Source organism: Pseudoalteromonas sp. bablab_jr010 (assembly GCF_016464105.1).
In the GTDB taxonomy this organism is placed as follows: Bacteria; Pseudomonadota; Gammaproteobacteria; order Enterobacterales; family Alteromonadaceae; genus Pseudoalteromonas; species Pseudoalteromonas simplex.
Map to the genome: position 1 here is coordinate 37167 of NZ_JACDWV010000078.1, position 14761 is coordinate 51927.

General features: G+C 42.1%; 11 protein-coding genes. 6 read left to right on the forward strand and 5 right to left on the reverse strand.

What is annotated here, in order from left to right; translation table 11 throughout:
• Positions 1–426 precede the first annotated feature (426 nt).
• The 4 genes from JIG37_RS06980 (at position 427) to JIG37_RS06995 (ending at position 5600) form a co-directional block, all read left to right on the forward strand.
• The gene (locus JIG37_RS06980; RefSeq protein WP_054553967.1) at positions 427–717 is read left to right on the forward strand and encodes a hypothetical protein; all 291 of its coding nucleotides are present in this window, start codon (positions 427–429) and stop codon (positions 715–717) included.
• Positions 714–2282 (forward strand): PepSY-associated TM helix domain-containing protein, encoded by a 1569-nt coding sequence (locus JIG37_RS06985; RefSeq protein ID WP_199529043.1) that lies wholly within the window; start codon positions 714–716, stop codon positions 2280–2282. The genes JIG37_RS06980 and JIG37_RS06985 overlap by 4 nt, the downstream gene beginning before the upstream one ends.
• Positions 2283–2432: 150 nt before the next feature.
• The gene (locus JIG37_RS06990) at positions 2433–3290 is read left to right on the forward strand and encodes a DMT family transporter (RefSeq protein ID WP_199529044.1); all 858 of its coding nucleotides are present in this window, start codon (positions 2433–2435) and stop codon (positions 3288–3290) included.
• Positions 3291–3521: 231 nt separating this feature from the next.
• Positions 3522–5600, forward strand: a complete 2079-nt coding sequence (locus JIG37_RS06995; RefSeq protein ID WP_199529045.1) for a TonB-dependent siderophore receptor — start codon at positions 3522–3524, stop codon at positions 5598–5600.
• Positions 5601–5646: 46 nt separating this feature from the next.
• On the opposite strand, the gene JIG37_RS07000 is transcribed toward JIG37_RS06995, so the two are convergent.
• Both JIG37_RS07000 and JIG37_RS07005 read right to left on the reverse strand, forming a co-directional pair.
• Positions 5647–7827 (reverse strand): PHB depolymerase family esterase, encoded by a 2181-nt coding sequence (locus tag JIG37_RS07000; RefSeq protein ID WP_199529046.1) that lies wholly within the window; start codon positions 7825–7827, stop codon positions 5647–5649.
• A 221-nt stretch (positions 7828–8048) separates the two neighbouring features.
• Entirely contained in the window at positions 8049–10025 is a 1977-nt protein-coding gene (locus tag JIG37_RS07005) for a ligand-gated channel protein (protein WP_244664367.1), read from the reverse strand.
• A 118-nt stretch (positions 10026–10143) separates the two neighbouring features.
• Here JIG37_RS07005 and JIG37_RS07010 point away from each other — a divergent pair, with 118 nt between their 5' ends.
• Positions 10144–11052 (forward strand): LysR family transcriptional regulator, encoded by a 909-nt coding sequence (locus JIG37_RS07010; RefSeq protein WP_138599394.1) that lies wholly within the window; start codon positions 10144–10146, stop codon positions 11050–11052.
• A 58-nt stretch (positions 11053–11110) separates the two neighbouring features.
• Here the strand turns inward: JIG37_RS07010 and JIG37_RS07015 are convergent, their stop codons facing one another.
• Together JIG37_RS07015 and JIG37_RS07020 are read right to left on the reverse strand one after the other, a co-directional pair.
• A complete protein-coding gene (locus tag JIG37_RS07015; RefSeq protein ID WP_199529070.1) occupies positions 11111–11728 on the reverse strand; it encodes a LysE family translocator in 618 nt (205 codons plus the stop codon).
• A 91-nt stretch (positions 11729–11819) separates the two neighbouring features.
• Positions 11820–12578 (reverse strand): SDR family oxidoreductase, encoded by a 759-nt coding sequence (locus JIG37_RS07020; RefSeq protein WP_135926970.1) that lies wholly within the window; start codon positions 12576–12578, stop codon positions 11820–11822.
• Between the two features lie 110 nt (positions 12579–12688).
• On the opposite strand from JIG37_RS07020, the gene JIG37_RS07025 reads away from it, so the two are divergent.
• Positions 12689–13594 carry a LysR family transcriptional regulator gene (locus JIG37_RS07025; RefSeq protein ID WP_199529048.1) on the forward strand — a complete coding sequence of 302 codons (906 nt, stop codon included), beginning with the start codon at positions 12689–12691 and terminating at the stop codon, positions 13592–13594.
• Positions 13595–13618: 24 nt separating this feature from the next.
• On the opposite strand, the gene JIG37_RS07030 is transcribed toward JIG37_RS07025, so the two are convergent.
• Complete coding sequence (locus JIG37_RS07030) at positions 13619–14716, reverse strand: serine hydrolase domain-containing protein (protein ID WP_244664368.1); 1098 nt, start codon at positions 14714–14716, stop codon at positions 13619–13621.
• Positions 14717–14761: the final 45 nt, after the last annotated feature.

Below are 14761 nucleotides of genomic sequence, written 5' to 3' on the forward strand. Positions count from 1 at the left end.
TAAGTTTAAATGCTGTAGCCAATGTCCTTTCCCCGTAAGAGATTATTAGAATTAAACAAATTGCGTTTGATAAAAAACGCTAGGAAATTAACACAAGCCCAATGTTATTGCAATTGAGTTTGGTTATCATTTACAATAAGATTTAACATTTACTACAACTATAATCTCATGCTCATTTTTACTGTTACTCTGCTTATCTTTTTCGCTGTCAGTATTTTATATTGCACCAGAAAACAGCAGCGATTCTTAAAAAAACCAATTAAAAAACAATGGCGATTACTTTCAATTGCGTTAACTATTTGCGCATCAATACTTGCCCTTCAACAATTCTCAGTCACAGCGGCCGTGTTCTACATCATCTTTAGTGTGATGCTAATGTTGATGCTGCTCCCTTTTGTGAGCCTGCTGCAAAGAAAAGGATAACTCATGACAAGTTCAGCTAAACGCCAACCAACTTGGTTAGGGAAAACGCTAGCAGGTGCAATTTTAGGGCTAGCACTTTCATTTATTTTCGTTGCTTTTTTTGCTTGGTATGGCCCTGGAGGCATTGACGCTCGCGATAAAGTGCAATTTAACATGTGGATGATCACGCCAGTTTGGCTAACCATTTTTAGTTTTAGTTATTTGTTCAACTCAGCAAAGCAAGCTTGGCTTGTACTTGGTGGGTTAACTGTGCTGCTTTATGGCGTATTTTTTATGCTAAGGAACGCATTATGAAAGTCAGATCGGATATTCTTCGCACCTATCAAGGAGTACACACATGGACAGGCATCATTGCAGGTTTAGTGCTATTCATAGGTTTTTATGCTGGCAGCTTGACCATGTTCAAACACGAAATCCAGCAATGGGCTGCCCCCATTCAAGCTCCTAAAGTCACCAGCTCTAATTATGACTACCAAACGCTGGTAGATACGGCAATTAATGAGCAAGGCGAACAACTTGCTAAAGGCTTTAACCTTGATTTACATACCCAAGATGCACCTCTTTCGTGGTATATCAAAGGCAATGCCCGAGGCATGGAGCTTGATAAACAACTGAACTTCGCCCACCTAAATGCTGATGGCAGTTTAAACGTCAGCGTACAAACCGAAAATGAACTTGCTGATTTAGTTGATTATTTACACCGTACAGCAGGCTTTATAGGCGAAATTGGTCATGATCAATCAGGGGTGTATATTCTTGGTATTGCCTGTATTTTGTATTTTTTAGCTTTGGTCTCAGGAGTGATTATTTTACTGCCGACATTAGTTAAAACTTTTTTTGCACTGCGAAAAGAAAAAGGGCCTAGTCGATTTTGGCTTGATAGCCATAACCTTGTCGGTATAGCCAGTTTACCATTTCATTTAGTCATTGCTTTTACCGTGGTGGTATTTGCATTTCATGATTTTATTTATGGTGGTTTAGCACAATTTTATGATGGTAAGCCGCTATTTCAGCGCCCTACGCCTGCGGCGCAAAGTTTTCATATTGAAAACTTGCCACGCATTGATGAGCAAGTACTCGCAGCGAAAAACTATGCCCCCGGCTATGAGCCAATCCATATTCGCTATAGTAATTTAAATTCAGCATCACCTTCTGCGGTGTTTATGATGAGTAACAATAATACGGTAGTGCGTGGACCAGATACTGATTACCTATTCATGAACCCGTACACACTAGAAGTGGTTAACTCAAGCTACCCGCAAGGCGAAGATGCAGTGTGGGGTAACATGGTTGCCAGTATTTTCTCACTTCATTTTGGCACCTATGGAGGAGACTGGGGTCGTTGGGGTTACTTCATTATGGGATTACTTGGCGCCTTCTTATTCTATTCAGGTAATTTATTGTGGATAGACAAACGCTTCAAAAAAGATCCTAATAAACGCAGTACCTTGTTTATGGCAAAACTCACCATTGGCGTTTGTTTAGGGTCTATGATTGCCGTTGCTTTTACACTCGTCGCTGCCAAATGGCTACCTGCATTTGTTAGCAACACAAACTACGCTACCCTATACAGTTACTATGCAGCCTTTTTTGTTTTTGTAATATATAGCTTCTTAAAACCTGTGCAAAAGGCAACCACGGTTGGGTTTTATTTACTCGCAAGTCTGTGTGCATTAATGGTGTTATCTACGCTAGTAAAACTTGCCAGCGACACCAATTCACTATTCTACTCAAGCTATTTAGTTGATATTGTCGCTGCTATTTTTGCGGCTACTTTCTTTAAAGTGGCAAAACGCCAGCAGCAAAAACAGGCCACGCAAACCATCATGCTGACCTTTGAACAAGCAGGACAAAGTTAAGCACTCTCTTTATGGGTATCAAAGCAATTTGATACCCATAATTTTGCTTTATCGAAAATCTGTGTCTGTTTAACGAAAAACATTTCTTCTCCCTCAAAACATCAGTAGAATCGCCGCAAACTTGAACTATTAACTTTCATAAGGACAGTGATGCAGCGCACCATTCCACCGTTTTTTATTGCTGTTATTTGCGTGCTTCTTGCAATGGTTACCATTCAATCTGGTGCCTCTGTTGCAAAGCAATTATTCCCTTTAATAGGCCCTGAAGGTACCACAGCACTTCGATTAGGTTTTTCAGCTGCTATTTTGTGCCTGGTTTTTAAGCCTTGGCGAGCTTTTCCGCCGATAGGGCAACGCATGCCGATCATCGTTTATGGACTGAGTTTAGGTGGCATGAATATCCTGTTCTATTACGCGATTGAGCGCATTCCTTTAGGCATTGGTGTTGCTCTGGAGTTTACTGGCCCCCTTGCTGTTGCCCTACTTTCATCTCGTAAAAAGCGCGATCTGTTTTGGGTAGCCTGCGCCATTGTTGGCATTATTTTATTGCTACCTGACATGAAAGGCGAAGACAGCCTCGATCCTGTGGGCGTGATCTTAGCCCTTGCAGCAGGTGCATGTTGGGCGTTTTATATATTGTTTGGCAAAAAAACTGGAAACCAAGGCTCTGGCGGGATGACTGTAGCCATGGGGATGAGCGTCGCCGCGATTGTGCTTGTACCTTACGGCGCCGTTTCGCAAGGCGCTGCATTATTGAGTTGGGAAGTATTACCACTTGGTATTTTAGTGGCTATTATGTCTAGCGCACTACCCTATACGTTAGAAATGGTGGCACTTCGCAATATGCCCGCACAAGGCTTTAGCATCATGATGAGTTTAGAGCCTGCGATCGCAGCATTGGCTGGTTTTATAATCCTCTCTGAATTTTTAAGTGTATGGCAATGGCTGGCCATTTTATTAGTGATTACCGCTTCGGTTGGCAGTTCGATGTCGAGTGATAATAAATAACATTATCTAGGCGCCTCAGGGCGCCTTTTTCATATCCTTTTAGTAAACTCGCCTTTTCATATAGACAAAACTCTTCGACATAATTTGTTACATATATTTGTATTAACATACCACTTTTGCGATGAATGGTGATGATAACTATTATCAGTTGTGATAACTTACCCGCCAATTGTTTCCTTATTAAAAACAATAACCCTATAAAAATTTGCTAAATAACATGCGGAGATAAAAATGAAATTCACTCAGTTGCCTGTTGCAACCGCTATTCTTTGTGTACTTTACCCTCAAATCAGTTTTGCAGAACAAACAACTGACGTAGAAGCGAATCTCGAAAAAATCGAAATTGTGGGTATTCGACAAAACCGTATTAGTGAAGGCGCGACAGGTTTAGCACTAGAAATTGATGAAACGCCGCAATCAATCAGTGTGATCTCTGCTGAGCAATTAAAAAATTATTCTGCTTTTAACATTAATGATGCTTTGCGCTTAGCGCCAGGTATCAATGTTGAAGAATGGGAAACAAACCGTACCAACTACACATCACGTGGTTTTGAAATTAAGAATACACAAATCGATGGGGTTGGCTTACCGAATGACTGGGGTATCGTTACCGGCGCAATGGAAGCATACGGCTACGAAAAAATTGAAGTTATTCGTGGTGCCAATGGCTTACTCACTGGTGTAGGTAATGCATCGGGTACGCTTAACTATGTACGCAAACGCCCTAAAAACGAAAACGGCGGCGAAATCGGAGTCTCTGTTGGCTCATGGGATTTTAAACGTTTACAAGCTGACTACTCACTATTATTAACCGAATCAGGTAGTTGGGCTGCTCGTTTTGTGGCTGCCGCAGAAGATAAAGAATCATATCTGGATGGTCTTGAGAACAATCGCGAGTTTTTCTCTGCGGTGGTAGATGGTCAGCTTACAGATAACTCAACGGTTACTATCGGTTACTCATATCAAGACGCAGATACCGATGGCAATACTTGGGGCGGCCTTGTTTATAACTACACAGATGGTACGCAAGCTAAATGGGATGTCAGCGACACAACCACCCAAGAGTGGACAATGTGGGACACCATTAACACCTCTGCATTTGTTGAGTACAACTATGTTTTTGCAAACGCATGGCAGCTTCAAGCGAGCTACAACTTCCGTGGTTTTGAAGAGCAAGACAAACTATTTTATGCCAGCGGCAGCATTGATAAAGACACCAATCTTGGCCTAAGTGGTTGGCCGGGTCGTTACGACAGCGAGGTAGATGCTGATTTATTTGAAATCAAAGCATTTGGTGCCTTTGAATTGTTTGGTAAAGAGCACCAAGCAAGCTTTGGGGTAAGCCATGCTAAAAGTGATGATGTGATGTATCAACACCCGTTTGATTTTGCAAATACACCGGCGTATGGACCAACGCCTGCGTTTCCGTACGATTTAGATGCGATCCCAGAACCGGATTGGTTAACACCAGTTCTTTATTCAGATATTGAACAAAAGCTAACCCGTTACTTTGGCTCGGCTCAGTTAAATATTACTGATAAATTATTTACCGTGGTTGGTTTTAACGCTATTGAATTTGAACGCTCAGGTATGAATGCCGGTGCATCAATCGATAATGACGAAAGCGAAACAAGCCCATATATCGGTTTTACCTATAAGTTAAACGACGATTTAAACTTATATGCTAGTTACTCAGATATTTATCAGCCGCAAGAGCAAGCTGATTACAACGGCCAATACTTAGCACCTACCAAAGGCACTAACTTTGAAACCGGTGTTAAAGCTTCTTGGTTTGATGATGCCCTAATGACAACATTTGCTTATTTTACTGCTGAGCAAGATAATTTTGCGCAATATGCGGGCCTCACTGAAGATGGTATTTATTACTATGAAGGCGTGTCTATTGAGTCAGAAGGCTATGAATTTGAAGTCACTGGTAAAATCACCGACGCTATGAATATCGTCGCATCTTATACACATATTGATGTAACAGATGAAAATGGTGATGACACCAATAAATGGGCACCTCGCGATGTTGTTGGTGTAACAGTGGATTATGCACTAACAGATGCAGTGGTTGTTGGTTTAAATGGCCGTTGGCAATCTAAAATCGAAAGCACTGATTACAATGTTAAGCAAGGTAGTTACGCCCTGCTAAACGCCTTCGCACGTTGGAATATTAATGACCAAGTAGCAGTACAAGCTAACGTTAATAATATTACTGATGAGCAGTACATCAATAGCTTACAAACCGTGGGTTATTACGGCGCGCCAACAAACGGAAGCCTAACTCTGACCTATAAGTTCTAAACGCTGTTTAGAAAAAAGTGTCGCCCGATTGGGCGACACACATCTATTAATTAGGGCAATTACCTAATTCATAATACCCAGCACTAGTTTGCGCTAAGGTACTAGTATAAAAGGTGTTATAAAGACCAAGGTTATCACCTGAGCCTACCGCATAGGCGTAAGAGCCATTCGTGGTTGCGCGATTTGCTTGCACATGCGCATAGTTGCTTGAGGTGGTTTCAGTGCATTGGTAATCACCATTCGGTGTTGAGTCACACGCATCACCCACACCATCTGCATCACTATCCAGTTGATCACTATTGGCCACCAGCGGGCAGTTATCTAGGCTATCACTGACACCATCGCTGTCGGAGTCACTCGTTTCACCATCAGGAGTGCTGTCACACACATTACCAACCCCGTCATTATCGTTATCGGCTTGATCAGCATTCGCTACATTCGGGCAATTATCTGCACCGTCGAGCACACCGTCATTGTCTGCGTCATTAGTCGGTTCGGTGGTGGTTTTGCATGCCTGTAATGGCCCTGCACAACTTGAATCACCATCAGCAATCCACTGACATTGATTTGTGCCCGCTGAATACTCGCGCATAGTAAATGCTGCAGTTCCAAACGCTAAATAACAGGCAGAATAGCCTTCGCCCCAGCTAATGTGGCCTTCGTTGATATGAAGATTGTAATCGCCTGTTACACCAGCATCGATGACAAAACTAATGCTATCTGTTGATGTAAGCGCAGTATCATCAGTTGCGGTGATCACTGCGGTATTATTGCCACCAGCCAAATTGCATTGCTCAGCAAAGTACTCTAGCCCATTCACCGTAGCCGTCACATCACCATTGCTAAAGCTTACCACTACAGTGCTTAAATTTTGATTATCATCAATCACCGTGCCCGTTACCGTAGCGCACTGCCCGTTTACACTAGCCGCAGTGTCACTCAGTAGCGGTGCTGTAGCCGCAGGCTCTGGTCCAACGCGTACCGTTAGATTAGCTTCATCACCTTGTTTCGCTTCATTATCTGTGGCACTGACACGCACTTCATAAAGTCCATCACTGAGTGCACTTGTCACCCCGCTAAAAGTATTATTCGCATCGACTTGCACGTTCAGTGACTCAATTAAGCTTGCCGCGCCACCGGCTAGGCTATACACGTTAATATCAACATTCGTTACACTGCCTTCTGGGTCGACTGCACTGCCTGTAATGGTGAGCTGATTATTACTGTCTGTGGCAGTTAAATTACTAATTTCAGGGCCTGCATTACGATCAACTCGTTTATTATTAGTCGCAAAGTACTCACCGAGATAGGTTGCAAAATTAATACTGTTTGCCGCCACATAATCGCCAGACGCACCTTGCCCGCCCGACCACGAATGATCCAAATTATTAAACCACAGCATAGCAACCCGATTCTCTTGCCAAAGTGACTGCTCAGCGGTACGCGTTGCATCATCACTTATTGTCGTCGTGCCTGAAAGTTGATTAACCCCATAAAGGGCAGCAAAGCCATCTGCGTTTTGCTGGTTGTAACAGGTATTGACTGTGGTATCGGCAGTACCGTGACCAATCACCGCTATTTGTGTGGCAAAATGATCTTTATAACTGCCAGCATAGCTTTCACAGCGGGATACAAAGGTGTTTTCAGACACTGTTTCACAGGTCGAAATTGCCCCACTTGAACTTGTGCCGATGGTCGGCCCAGCGCTGGGTGCAACCCCGGCAAACACATCAGGCGCTACACAAGCCGTTTGTGCAGCCATTGCAGCCCCAGATGATAAACCTGCAATATACACTTGTTTGTGATCAATATTACGCGCTGCATCAGAACTTAATGCATTGGCTAAATTAATCAAATTCTTATAATCGCCAGAGCTTCTATTAATTGCTCCTTGCCAATATGACCAGCAGCTATAGCCTGCTTTATTCATTGCATCAGGAACGGCTATTACCATGCCATGGGCTTCGGCTGCATCTTCAAGATTCGCAGTTAAGTAGTTATTAATGGGTTGTACGCAGCCATGTAATACCAGCATCAAAGAATGGCCATTGCCTATGCTTGATTGCGTATCAGGAGTGTAAATGTGAACATTATTAAAACCGCCAATGCTGACATTTTGCTGCCAACTCCCTGCAAAACTTGGCTGTGAGAAAATAGCAGCACAGAGCACTGCGAGCGGAGTAAACGACGCTGATTTTCGTTTACATAATTGTGTTACTTTTTGCATATATCGCCTTTATAGTCGTTATCATTGTTGTCTGTCAGTTGATGACTAACCCAATGTAGTAGAACTATTTAAAAAGCGAACTATAACTATAGTGCTATACAGGCATTAAAAAACAACCCAAAGGTAGCATCATCGGGTTTGTTGTTATTTTCAAAACTAAAACCAATTTCATTAACAAAGCCAACGTAACTCGTTGGCTTTGCTTTTGCTAAGGTATGGGCTTAAAAATTAAACCCGACTGATAGCCAATAACGGCGACCATCTTCAACATATCCGTATTCAGCTTCGGTGATTTCTTTATCAAATAAATTATAAACACCAAACCCTAACTTAATGCTGCGGCTTAAATCATAGTTACCACCAATATCAGCCAAGGTGTAATCTGGCGCAATTAAGCTGTCTTGTGACGGACCTGTTGTCGGCTGACTTTCTTCACCACGGTAATGTACACGCAGCCACGTACCTAGCTTATCAACCGGGCGCCAATTAACTGAAGTTTGTAAAATATGCTTTGGTAATTGGTTAAGTGGGCTGCCTTTGTATTCACCGGTTTTTTGCTCAGAATCGGTGTAGGTGTAGTTGGCACTAACATCAAGCTCACTGGTAATGTCGTAAGATACTGATAACTCAAAACCTTGTGTAACGGCCTCATCCACATTGACATAGGTCGTTGGCATCGAACCAAACTGGTTTGGTCCATCAGTACACTGGGTGAGTGGGCACGAAATACGGGTAATTTTGTCTTCAAATTCGTTGTAAAATACGGTGCTTGAAAGCGATAAATCACGGTTTGCATCGTAATAGATACCCATTTCGTAGTTTACAGATTTTTCAGGGCTTAAATCTGGGTTACCGTAAATATTACCACCTCGGCTCACTTGCCCCCAGGCCGCGGTAGATTGACGAATATTCGGCGCTCTAAAGCCTGTAGAGATACCGCCTTTTACCGTCAACGATTTAGTTGCTGTATACACACCATACAAACGTGGGCTGAAATGGCCTGAAAAATTGCCATCATGGTCATAACGAAGACCTGTTGTGAGTTTAAACTGCTTGGTTGCTGCCCACTCATCTTCGGCAAACACCGACCACTGCTCGTTTTCAACATGCGTTAGATCACTAATTTTGTTACTTGTGTAATCATCAAGCTCTTCTTTTAAATAAGCTGCACCAAGTGTTGCGTTGTGATCAGTAAATGGCAGCGTCCAGCTGGTTTGCGCATCGGTATTCTCGACGTACATTTCGCGCGAAGTATTATCAAATTTATCGTACTTTAGGTAACTGCGTGATGAACCAAAATCATAAAAACCGTTATGGCTTAGTGAATAGCTCTCTTGGTCATACTCTGTGGTTGATGACTCTGGGCAACCATTTCGGCCACAGCTTTCACCTTCAGCTAAAGGAGCAACTGTTTTGCCTAATGTTTCGTCAAGTTTTTGTTTTGCAGAGCCTACTTCCAGCATGATTTCGTGGTTATCAGAAGGTGTTAAGATAAACTTTGCTTTGATATTGCTTTGCTCTTTGCCACGAAAACCGGCTTCAAAATCGTCTTCATCACGCTTTGAAAACTGACCTGATAACTGCATACCTAATAACTCAGGGATTAAACCACCCGCAGTAAAGAAACTGCCTTGATTGATATTGCCCGACTCACTTGATTCTTGAATGGTGCTATCTAAACGCAGTTCGCCGTACCATTTTTCTGGTGTTTTACGGGTAATAATATTGATAACCCCACCGATTGCATCTGAGCCATATAATGACGACATAGGGCCACGGATAACCTCGATGCGTTCAATCGCTGAGATAGGCGGAGTCCATGCTCCTTCAACACCAGGGCCATCACTATTTGGGCGGGTTTCACGAGAGGTTTGACGCTGGCCATCAATTAAAATCAAAGTATATTGACTTGCCATACCACGAAGACTGATATCTTTTCTGTCGCCACCACCTGTGACAACCACACCAGGAACATCTGTCATTGCATCGGTTAGATCACGATAAAAACGCTTTTCGAGTTGCTCACGATCAATAACACTGATGCTGGCTGGTGCCTCTTTAAGCATCTGCTCATAACCTGAAGCAGAAACTACAATCACTTCCATGTCTTGCTTTTTATCATCTGCATTTGCAGAATAAGACAAACTAGCCAGTATAGCTGCCGTTAATGGTAAAATGTTCGTAACAACCCTCGTCATAATAATACTCCGTGACATTTTGTTTATTAATGATAATAATTAGCGTTTGCATACTAATGAGAAGTCCCGATTTTCACAATTTACGATTTCTTAAAACTGAATTAAGAAGGCCTGAACTATGAATTCCAAGCTGATAAAAACACTACGCGTTTTTTCTCGTACTGTAGAGACAGGCAATATGAGCGGTGCAGCTGCAGAGTTATCGATGACCACATCGGCTGTGAGTCAACACATTAAGCAATTAGAACAAGAAATCGGATTAAGCCTATTTAACCGCAGCCCACGCGAACTTACCTTAACCGAAGCCGGCCACCTGTATTATCAAAGCTGTTTAAAAATGCTGGCACTAGCTGATCAAGCCAGTACGCAATTACAACATTTGCAAAATAAGCCCAGTGGCGAGCTTAAATTAGTGGCGCCAGTGGGTTTTGGTGGAGGATTATTAAGCGAGCCGTTGGAGCGCTTAATTAACGAATTTGATGATTTACGTATTCAGTTAATTTTGACTGACGAGCCAATTGATATGATTAAATGCGGCGCTGACTTAGCAATCGCTATTGGCCCATTAACAGATTCCAACCTAGTAGCAAGGCAATTAGCAACGTGGCCACTAAAGTTATGCGCCCATAAAGATCATCCAATTAGTCAAATAAAACAGGCTCGCTGGCAAGATCTCAACCAGTTTGCCAGAATTGGACACAGTAATGCTGACAGCAACGCATTTAACCCTTCTACATTAGAAAGCAAGCCACTGCCAAAGGCTAAAATTACAGTGAACAACATGCAAAGTTTAATCAAACTTGTGATTGATGGTGTTGGCTATGGCGTGTTACCCGAACCAGAAGTTAGGCATTTACTAAAATCGAAAGAACTGGTTGAAATAGCACCTGAATGGGCAATGCCAAACTATACTGTTTATGCTGTAACACCAGCCCGAGACAGTTTAGCGGCAAAAACAAGGACTGCCATTGATACTTTAAAACTATGCTTTAACCATGTGTCTAAGCAAGTTGAATTAGTTGATTAAGACTCATAAAGGATAATAGCCATTTGCAATATGCAGATGGGTATTATCCAACTTAGCGTTAACCTAGCGCCAGCCAAACGCCTACACCCATCATAAGCGCGCCAGCAATACGGTTTAACCACTTCACATTATCGCCTTTATCTAAAAACAGCCTTAAGCTTTTACCGCCTGTTGCGTAAATCAACATACAGATAAATTCGCTCAGCATAATAATGCTCACTAATACCGCAAGCTGAGGAGCAACCGCTAAATCAACATTAATAAACGGAGGGAGTAAAGAAATCATAAATGCCCACCCTTTTGGGTTTGCAATGGCAGTGATATAACCCTGCGAAAATAATTGCCCACGACCAATTTGTTGCTGTGTAGCATCGTTAGGTTTAAAGCTGGTTTTAGCGCGCCACATATTAACACCTAAGTATATTAAGTACGCGCCACCTAGGTATTTTAAAAAGACAAATAAGTCAGGGTAATTAAGCATAATACTAGCAACCCCAATCACCGCAGCAATGGCTACCGTGGCAACCCCTAACACCTCACCGACCATCATCCACAGCGTACGTCTAACGCCTACACTCATGCCTAACGTCATGGCGAGCGTCATACACATACCGGGTGTAATAGAAACAAAGAAAAAGGTCGGAATAAAAACCGCGAGTACTGCTAAATCGAGCATAAATGCAATCACATGTTTATTGCTTAAAAAGAGAAAGCGATTAAATCACATTCACTTAAATAAGCAAACAAACACGCGATTGCTAACAGGCTTATAAAAACATACCGCCTGATGCTTCAATGCGTTGTCCGGTCACCCAACGGTTTTCATCACCGAGTAGCTGCGCAATCATAGGACCAATATCATCAGCTTGGCCAACGCGTCCCATGGCTGTAAATGAACTCACTAATTGCGCAACATGCTCATTATCACGGACAGCACCGCCACCAAAATCAGTGGCAATTGCGCCAGGCGCGACGACATTCACGGCAATATTGCGACCAGCAAGTTCCTTTGCCAGGTATTTGGTTAATACTTCAACGGCCCCTTTCATGGTGGCGTAGGCCGCTTTTCCTGGTAATGCAAAACGTGTCAGCCCAGAAGATAAGTTAATAATACGCCCGCCATCATTGATCATCTCATGCAGTGTTTGTGTTAAGAAAAACACACCTTTAACATGTACATTCATCAAATTATCAAACATAGCTTCACTGGTATCAGCAAATGCACTATCACTGCCATGACCTGCGTTATTGATTAAATAATCAAATCGAGACGTTTGCCATTGTGTTGCCAAAGTACTTTCAAGTGTTTGTTTAAATTCAGCAAAACCTAAAATATCGCTCACATCAAGTTGAATGGCGACGGCTTTTGCCCCTAGCGCTGCAACTTCTTCTACAACTTGCTGCGCTTCATCTTTATGGCTTCTGTAAGTAAATACACAATCAATGTTCTTACGTGCCAAACTTAAAACTGTATTTTTACCTAAACCGCGATTACCACCTGTGATCACTGCAATTTTGTTGCTCATCGTGCTTACCCTTTTGCTTTGAAGTAATTGTGAGCAACCAGTATATTTACACTGCAAAACCAGATAAACCATGTAAAATTGAATTAACTGTTCGCAAATAACAAACAATCATGAATGAACTAAATGCCATGAAAACCTTTGTTCAGGTTGCAGAGCTAAAAAGCTTTTCGGCTGCAGCACTTGCACTGAGCATGCCTAAATCATCCGTCTCGCAGTTGGTCAAACAACTCGAAGATACGCTAGGTGCTCGGCTTCTAAACCGCACAACAAGACGGGTTACGCTGACCAATGAAGGCACTGTGTTTTATCAGCGCTGCAAAGATATGCTTGCTGATATAGACGAACTACAAACCCTATTTCATAAAAAAGACGAAGCGTTATCAGGGCGTCTTAGAGTAGATATGCCACAGCCAATTAGCAGACGTTTAGTGCTGCCGAATCTAGACAGCTTTTTATCTGCACACCCGCAATTAGAGATTGAACTGAGTAGTTCTGACAGACGAGTTAACCTAATTGAAGAAGGCTTTGATTGTGTAGTGCGAGTCGGTAATTTAGAAGACTCATCGCTGATTGCGAAAAAAATTGGCCACTGCCCTACGATTAACTGTGTAAGCCCAGGTTATATTAAAAACTATGGCAACATCACTGAACTTAGCGATTTAGCCGAGCATTACATTGTTCGCTATAGCCAAACGCTCGGCCAACTTGACCCTGGCTTTGAATACCAAGATACGCAAGGCGATTGGCAAACCCTGACCATGAAATCACAGCTCACAGTCAACAATACGGATGCCTATAAAGCAGCGTGTTTAGCTGGGCTTGGCCTTATTCAAGTGCCTCGTCATGGAGTTCTTGACGAGCTTAGTTGTGGTGAACTTATCCAAGTTTTGCCTGACTATAATTTGCCGCCCATGCCTATGAATATCGTCTACCCAAATCGACGCCATTTACCAAGGCGTACCCGAGTGTTTATTGATTGGTTAAGCGAGCAATTAAAACCGATTACCCATAGCTAAGATACTTGCTATGTGCGCTTCAGTTTACCTACCTTTAATTACAGACAGCAGGAGTTGATCAATTTCATTATTCACTCCACCAACGCTACTATTGTTTAATATTACATAACCAATATTTTTATCTGTCACAGAGCGAGTTAAGGATGTCCAGCCTCTATTAAACCCTGCAAAACCTAGACTGTTATTCTCAGAGTCTACGACATAACTCATACTCCATCGCCCTCCTGTGTGAGGCTGAGCTTGAATCATATTTGCAATAAGCTGATTTGATAAAATATTTGAACCAATGTAATTACCTTGCTCATTTTTTAGCACTGCCTGATTAAACTTAGCTAAATCATCTGCCGTTGTTATAAAGCCAGCGGCAGCTGTTTCTGTAAAGTACACCATAGCTGTTTTGTTGCCATTCTCATCGTAAGGACTAGCCAGCTTTGCTGGAGAAATGCGGTTGATATCAAACGAAGAATTTGTCATTCCGAGGGGTAAAAGAACGTTTTCAGTCATAAAATTACTGAAAGATTGATTAGTCAGGTCTTCAATTAACAGCTGAACTATCGTGTAACCACCACCTGAGTATGACCATTTAGTGTCAGGTTCATGAATAATTTTAACGGCTCCATCACCCGTATTATTGCCTTCTAATGACTCTACAAGAGTAGGTAATGGATCTTCAGCACTCCATCCATTGTAGCCACTTAATGAAAGCCCTGCAGTATGAGAGAGAATATTACGTAAAGTTACTTTGTTAGCATCAAACTGAGAATTCGGTATTTTCCAGCTTTTTAAGTAATCATTAATTGGTTTATCAAGTTCAACTTTACCTTGTTCAACTAGTATCATTGCGCCCCAAGCTGTAATCACTTTAGAAATGGAGCCAACATTGAATAAAGTTTTGTGTGTGATTGGGGTTCTATTTTCAGCGTCAGCATGGCCATAAGAATATGAACCAAGCACCTCATTCCCTTGAACAATCGATATAGCAATACCACGCGCTTTGCTTTTTTCAAGAATTAACGGGATCTCCTTATCTAGCACTTTAGAAAATTCTAAACTTTTGGTTTGTTTTGCATGTAATGAGCAAGACGATATTAAAAATAATATTAGAATTATAAACTTATTCATGAGCATCCTTGTTTTATAACGACCGCATCAAAGGCCTAATTTAAT

Bases quoted from the DNA above. Each gene is read 5' to 3' on its own strand.
- JIG37_RS06980 (WP_054553967.1), top strand. From the start codon at position 427: ATGACAAGTTCAGCTAAACGCCAACCAACTTGGTTAGGGAAAACGCTA.
- JIG37_RS06985 (WP_199529043.1), top strand. From the start codon at position 714: ATGAAAGTCAGATCGGATATTCTTCGCACCTATCAAGGAGTACACACA.
- JIG37_RS06990 (WP_199529044.1), top strand. From the start codon at position 2,433: ATGCAGCGCACCATTCCACCGTTTTTTATTGCTGTTATTTGCGTGCTT.
- JIG37_RS06995 (WP_199529045.1), top strand. From the start codon at position 3,522: ATGAAATTCACTCAGTTGCCTGTTGCAACCGCTATTCTTTGTGTACTT.
- JIG37_RS07000 (WP_199529046.1), bottom strand. From the start codon at position 7,827: ATGCAAAAAGTAACACAATTATGTAAACGAAAATCAGCGTCGTTTACT.
- JIG37_RS07005 (WP_244664367.1), bottom strand. From the start codon at position 10,025: ATGACGAGGGTTGTTACGAACATTTTACCATTAACGGCAGCTATACTG.
- JIG37_RS07010 (WP_138599394.1), top strand. From the start codon at position 10,144: ATGAATTCCAAGCTGATAAAAACACTACGCGTTTTTTCTCGTACTGTA.
- JIG37_RS07015 (WP_199529070.1), bottom strand. From the start codon at position 11,728: ATGCTCGATTTAGCAGTACTCGCGGTTTTTATTCCGACCTTTTTCTTT.
- JIG37_RS07020 (WP_135926970.1), bottom strand. From the start codon at position 12,578: ATGAGCAACAAAATTGCAGTGATCACAGGTGGTAATCGCGGTTTAGGT.
- JIG37_RS07025 (WP_199529048.1), top strand. From the start codon at position 12,689: ATGAATGAACTAAATGCCATGAAAACCTTTGTTCAGGTTGCAGAGCTA.
- JIG37_RS07030 (WP_244664368.1), bottom strand. From the start codon at position 14,716: ATGAATAAGTTTATAATTCTAATATTATTTTTAATATCGTCTTGCTCA.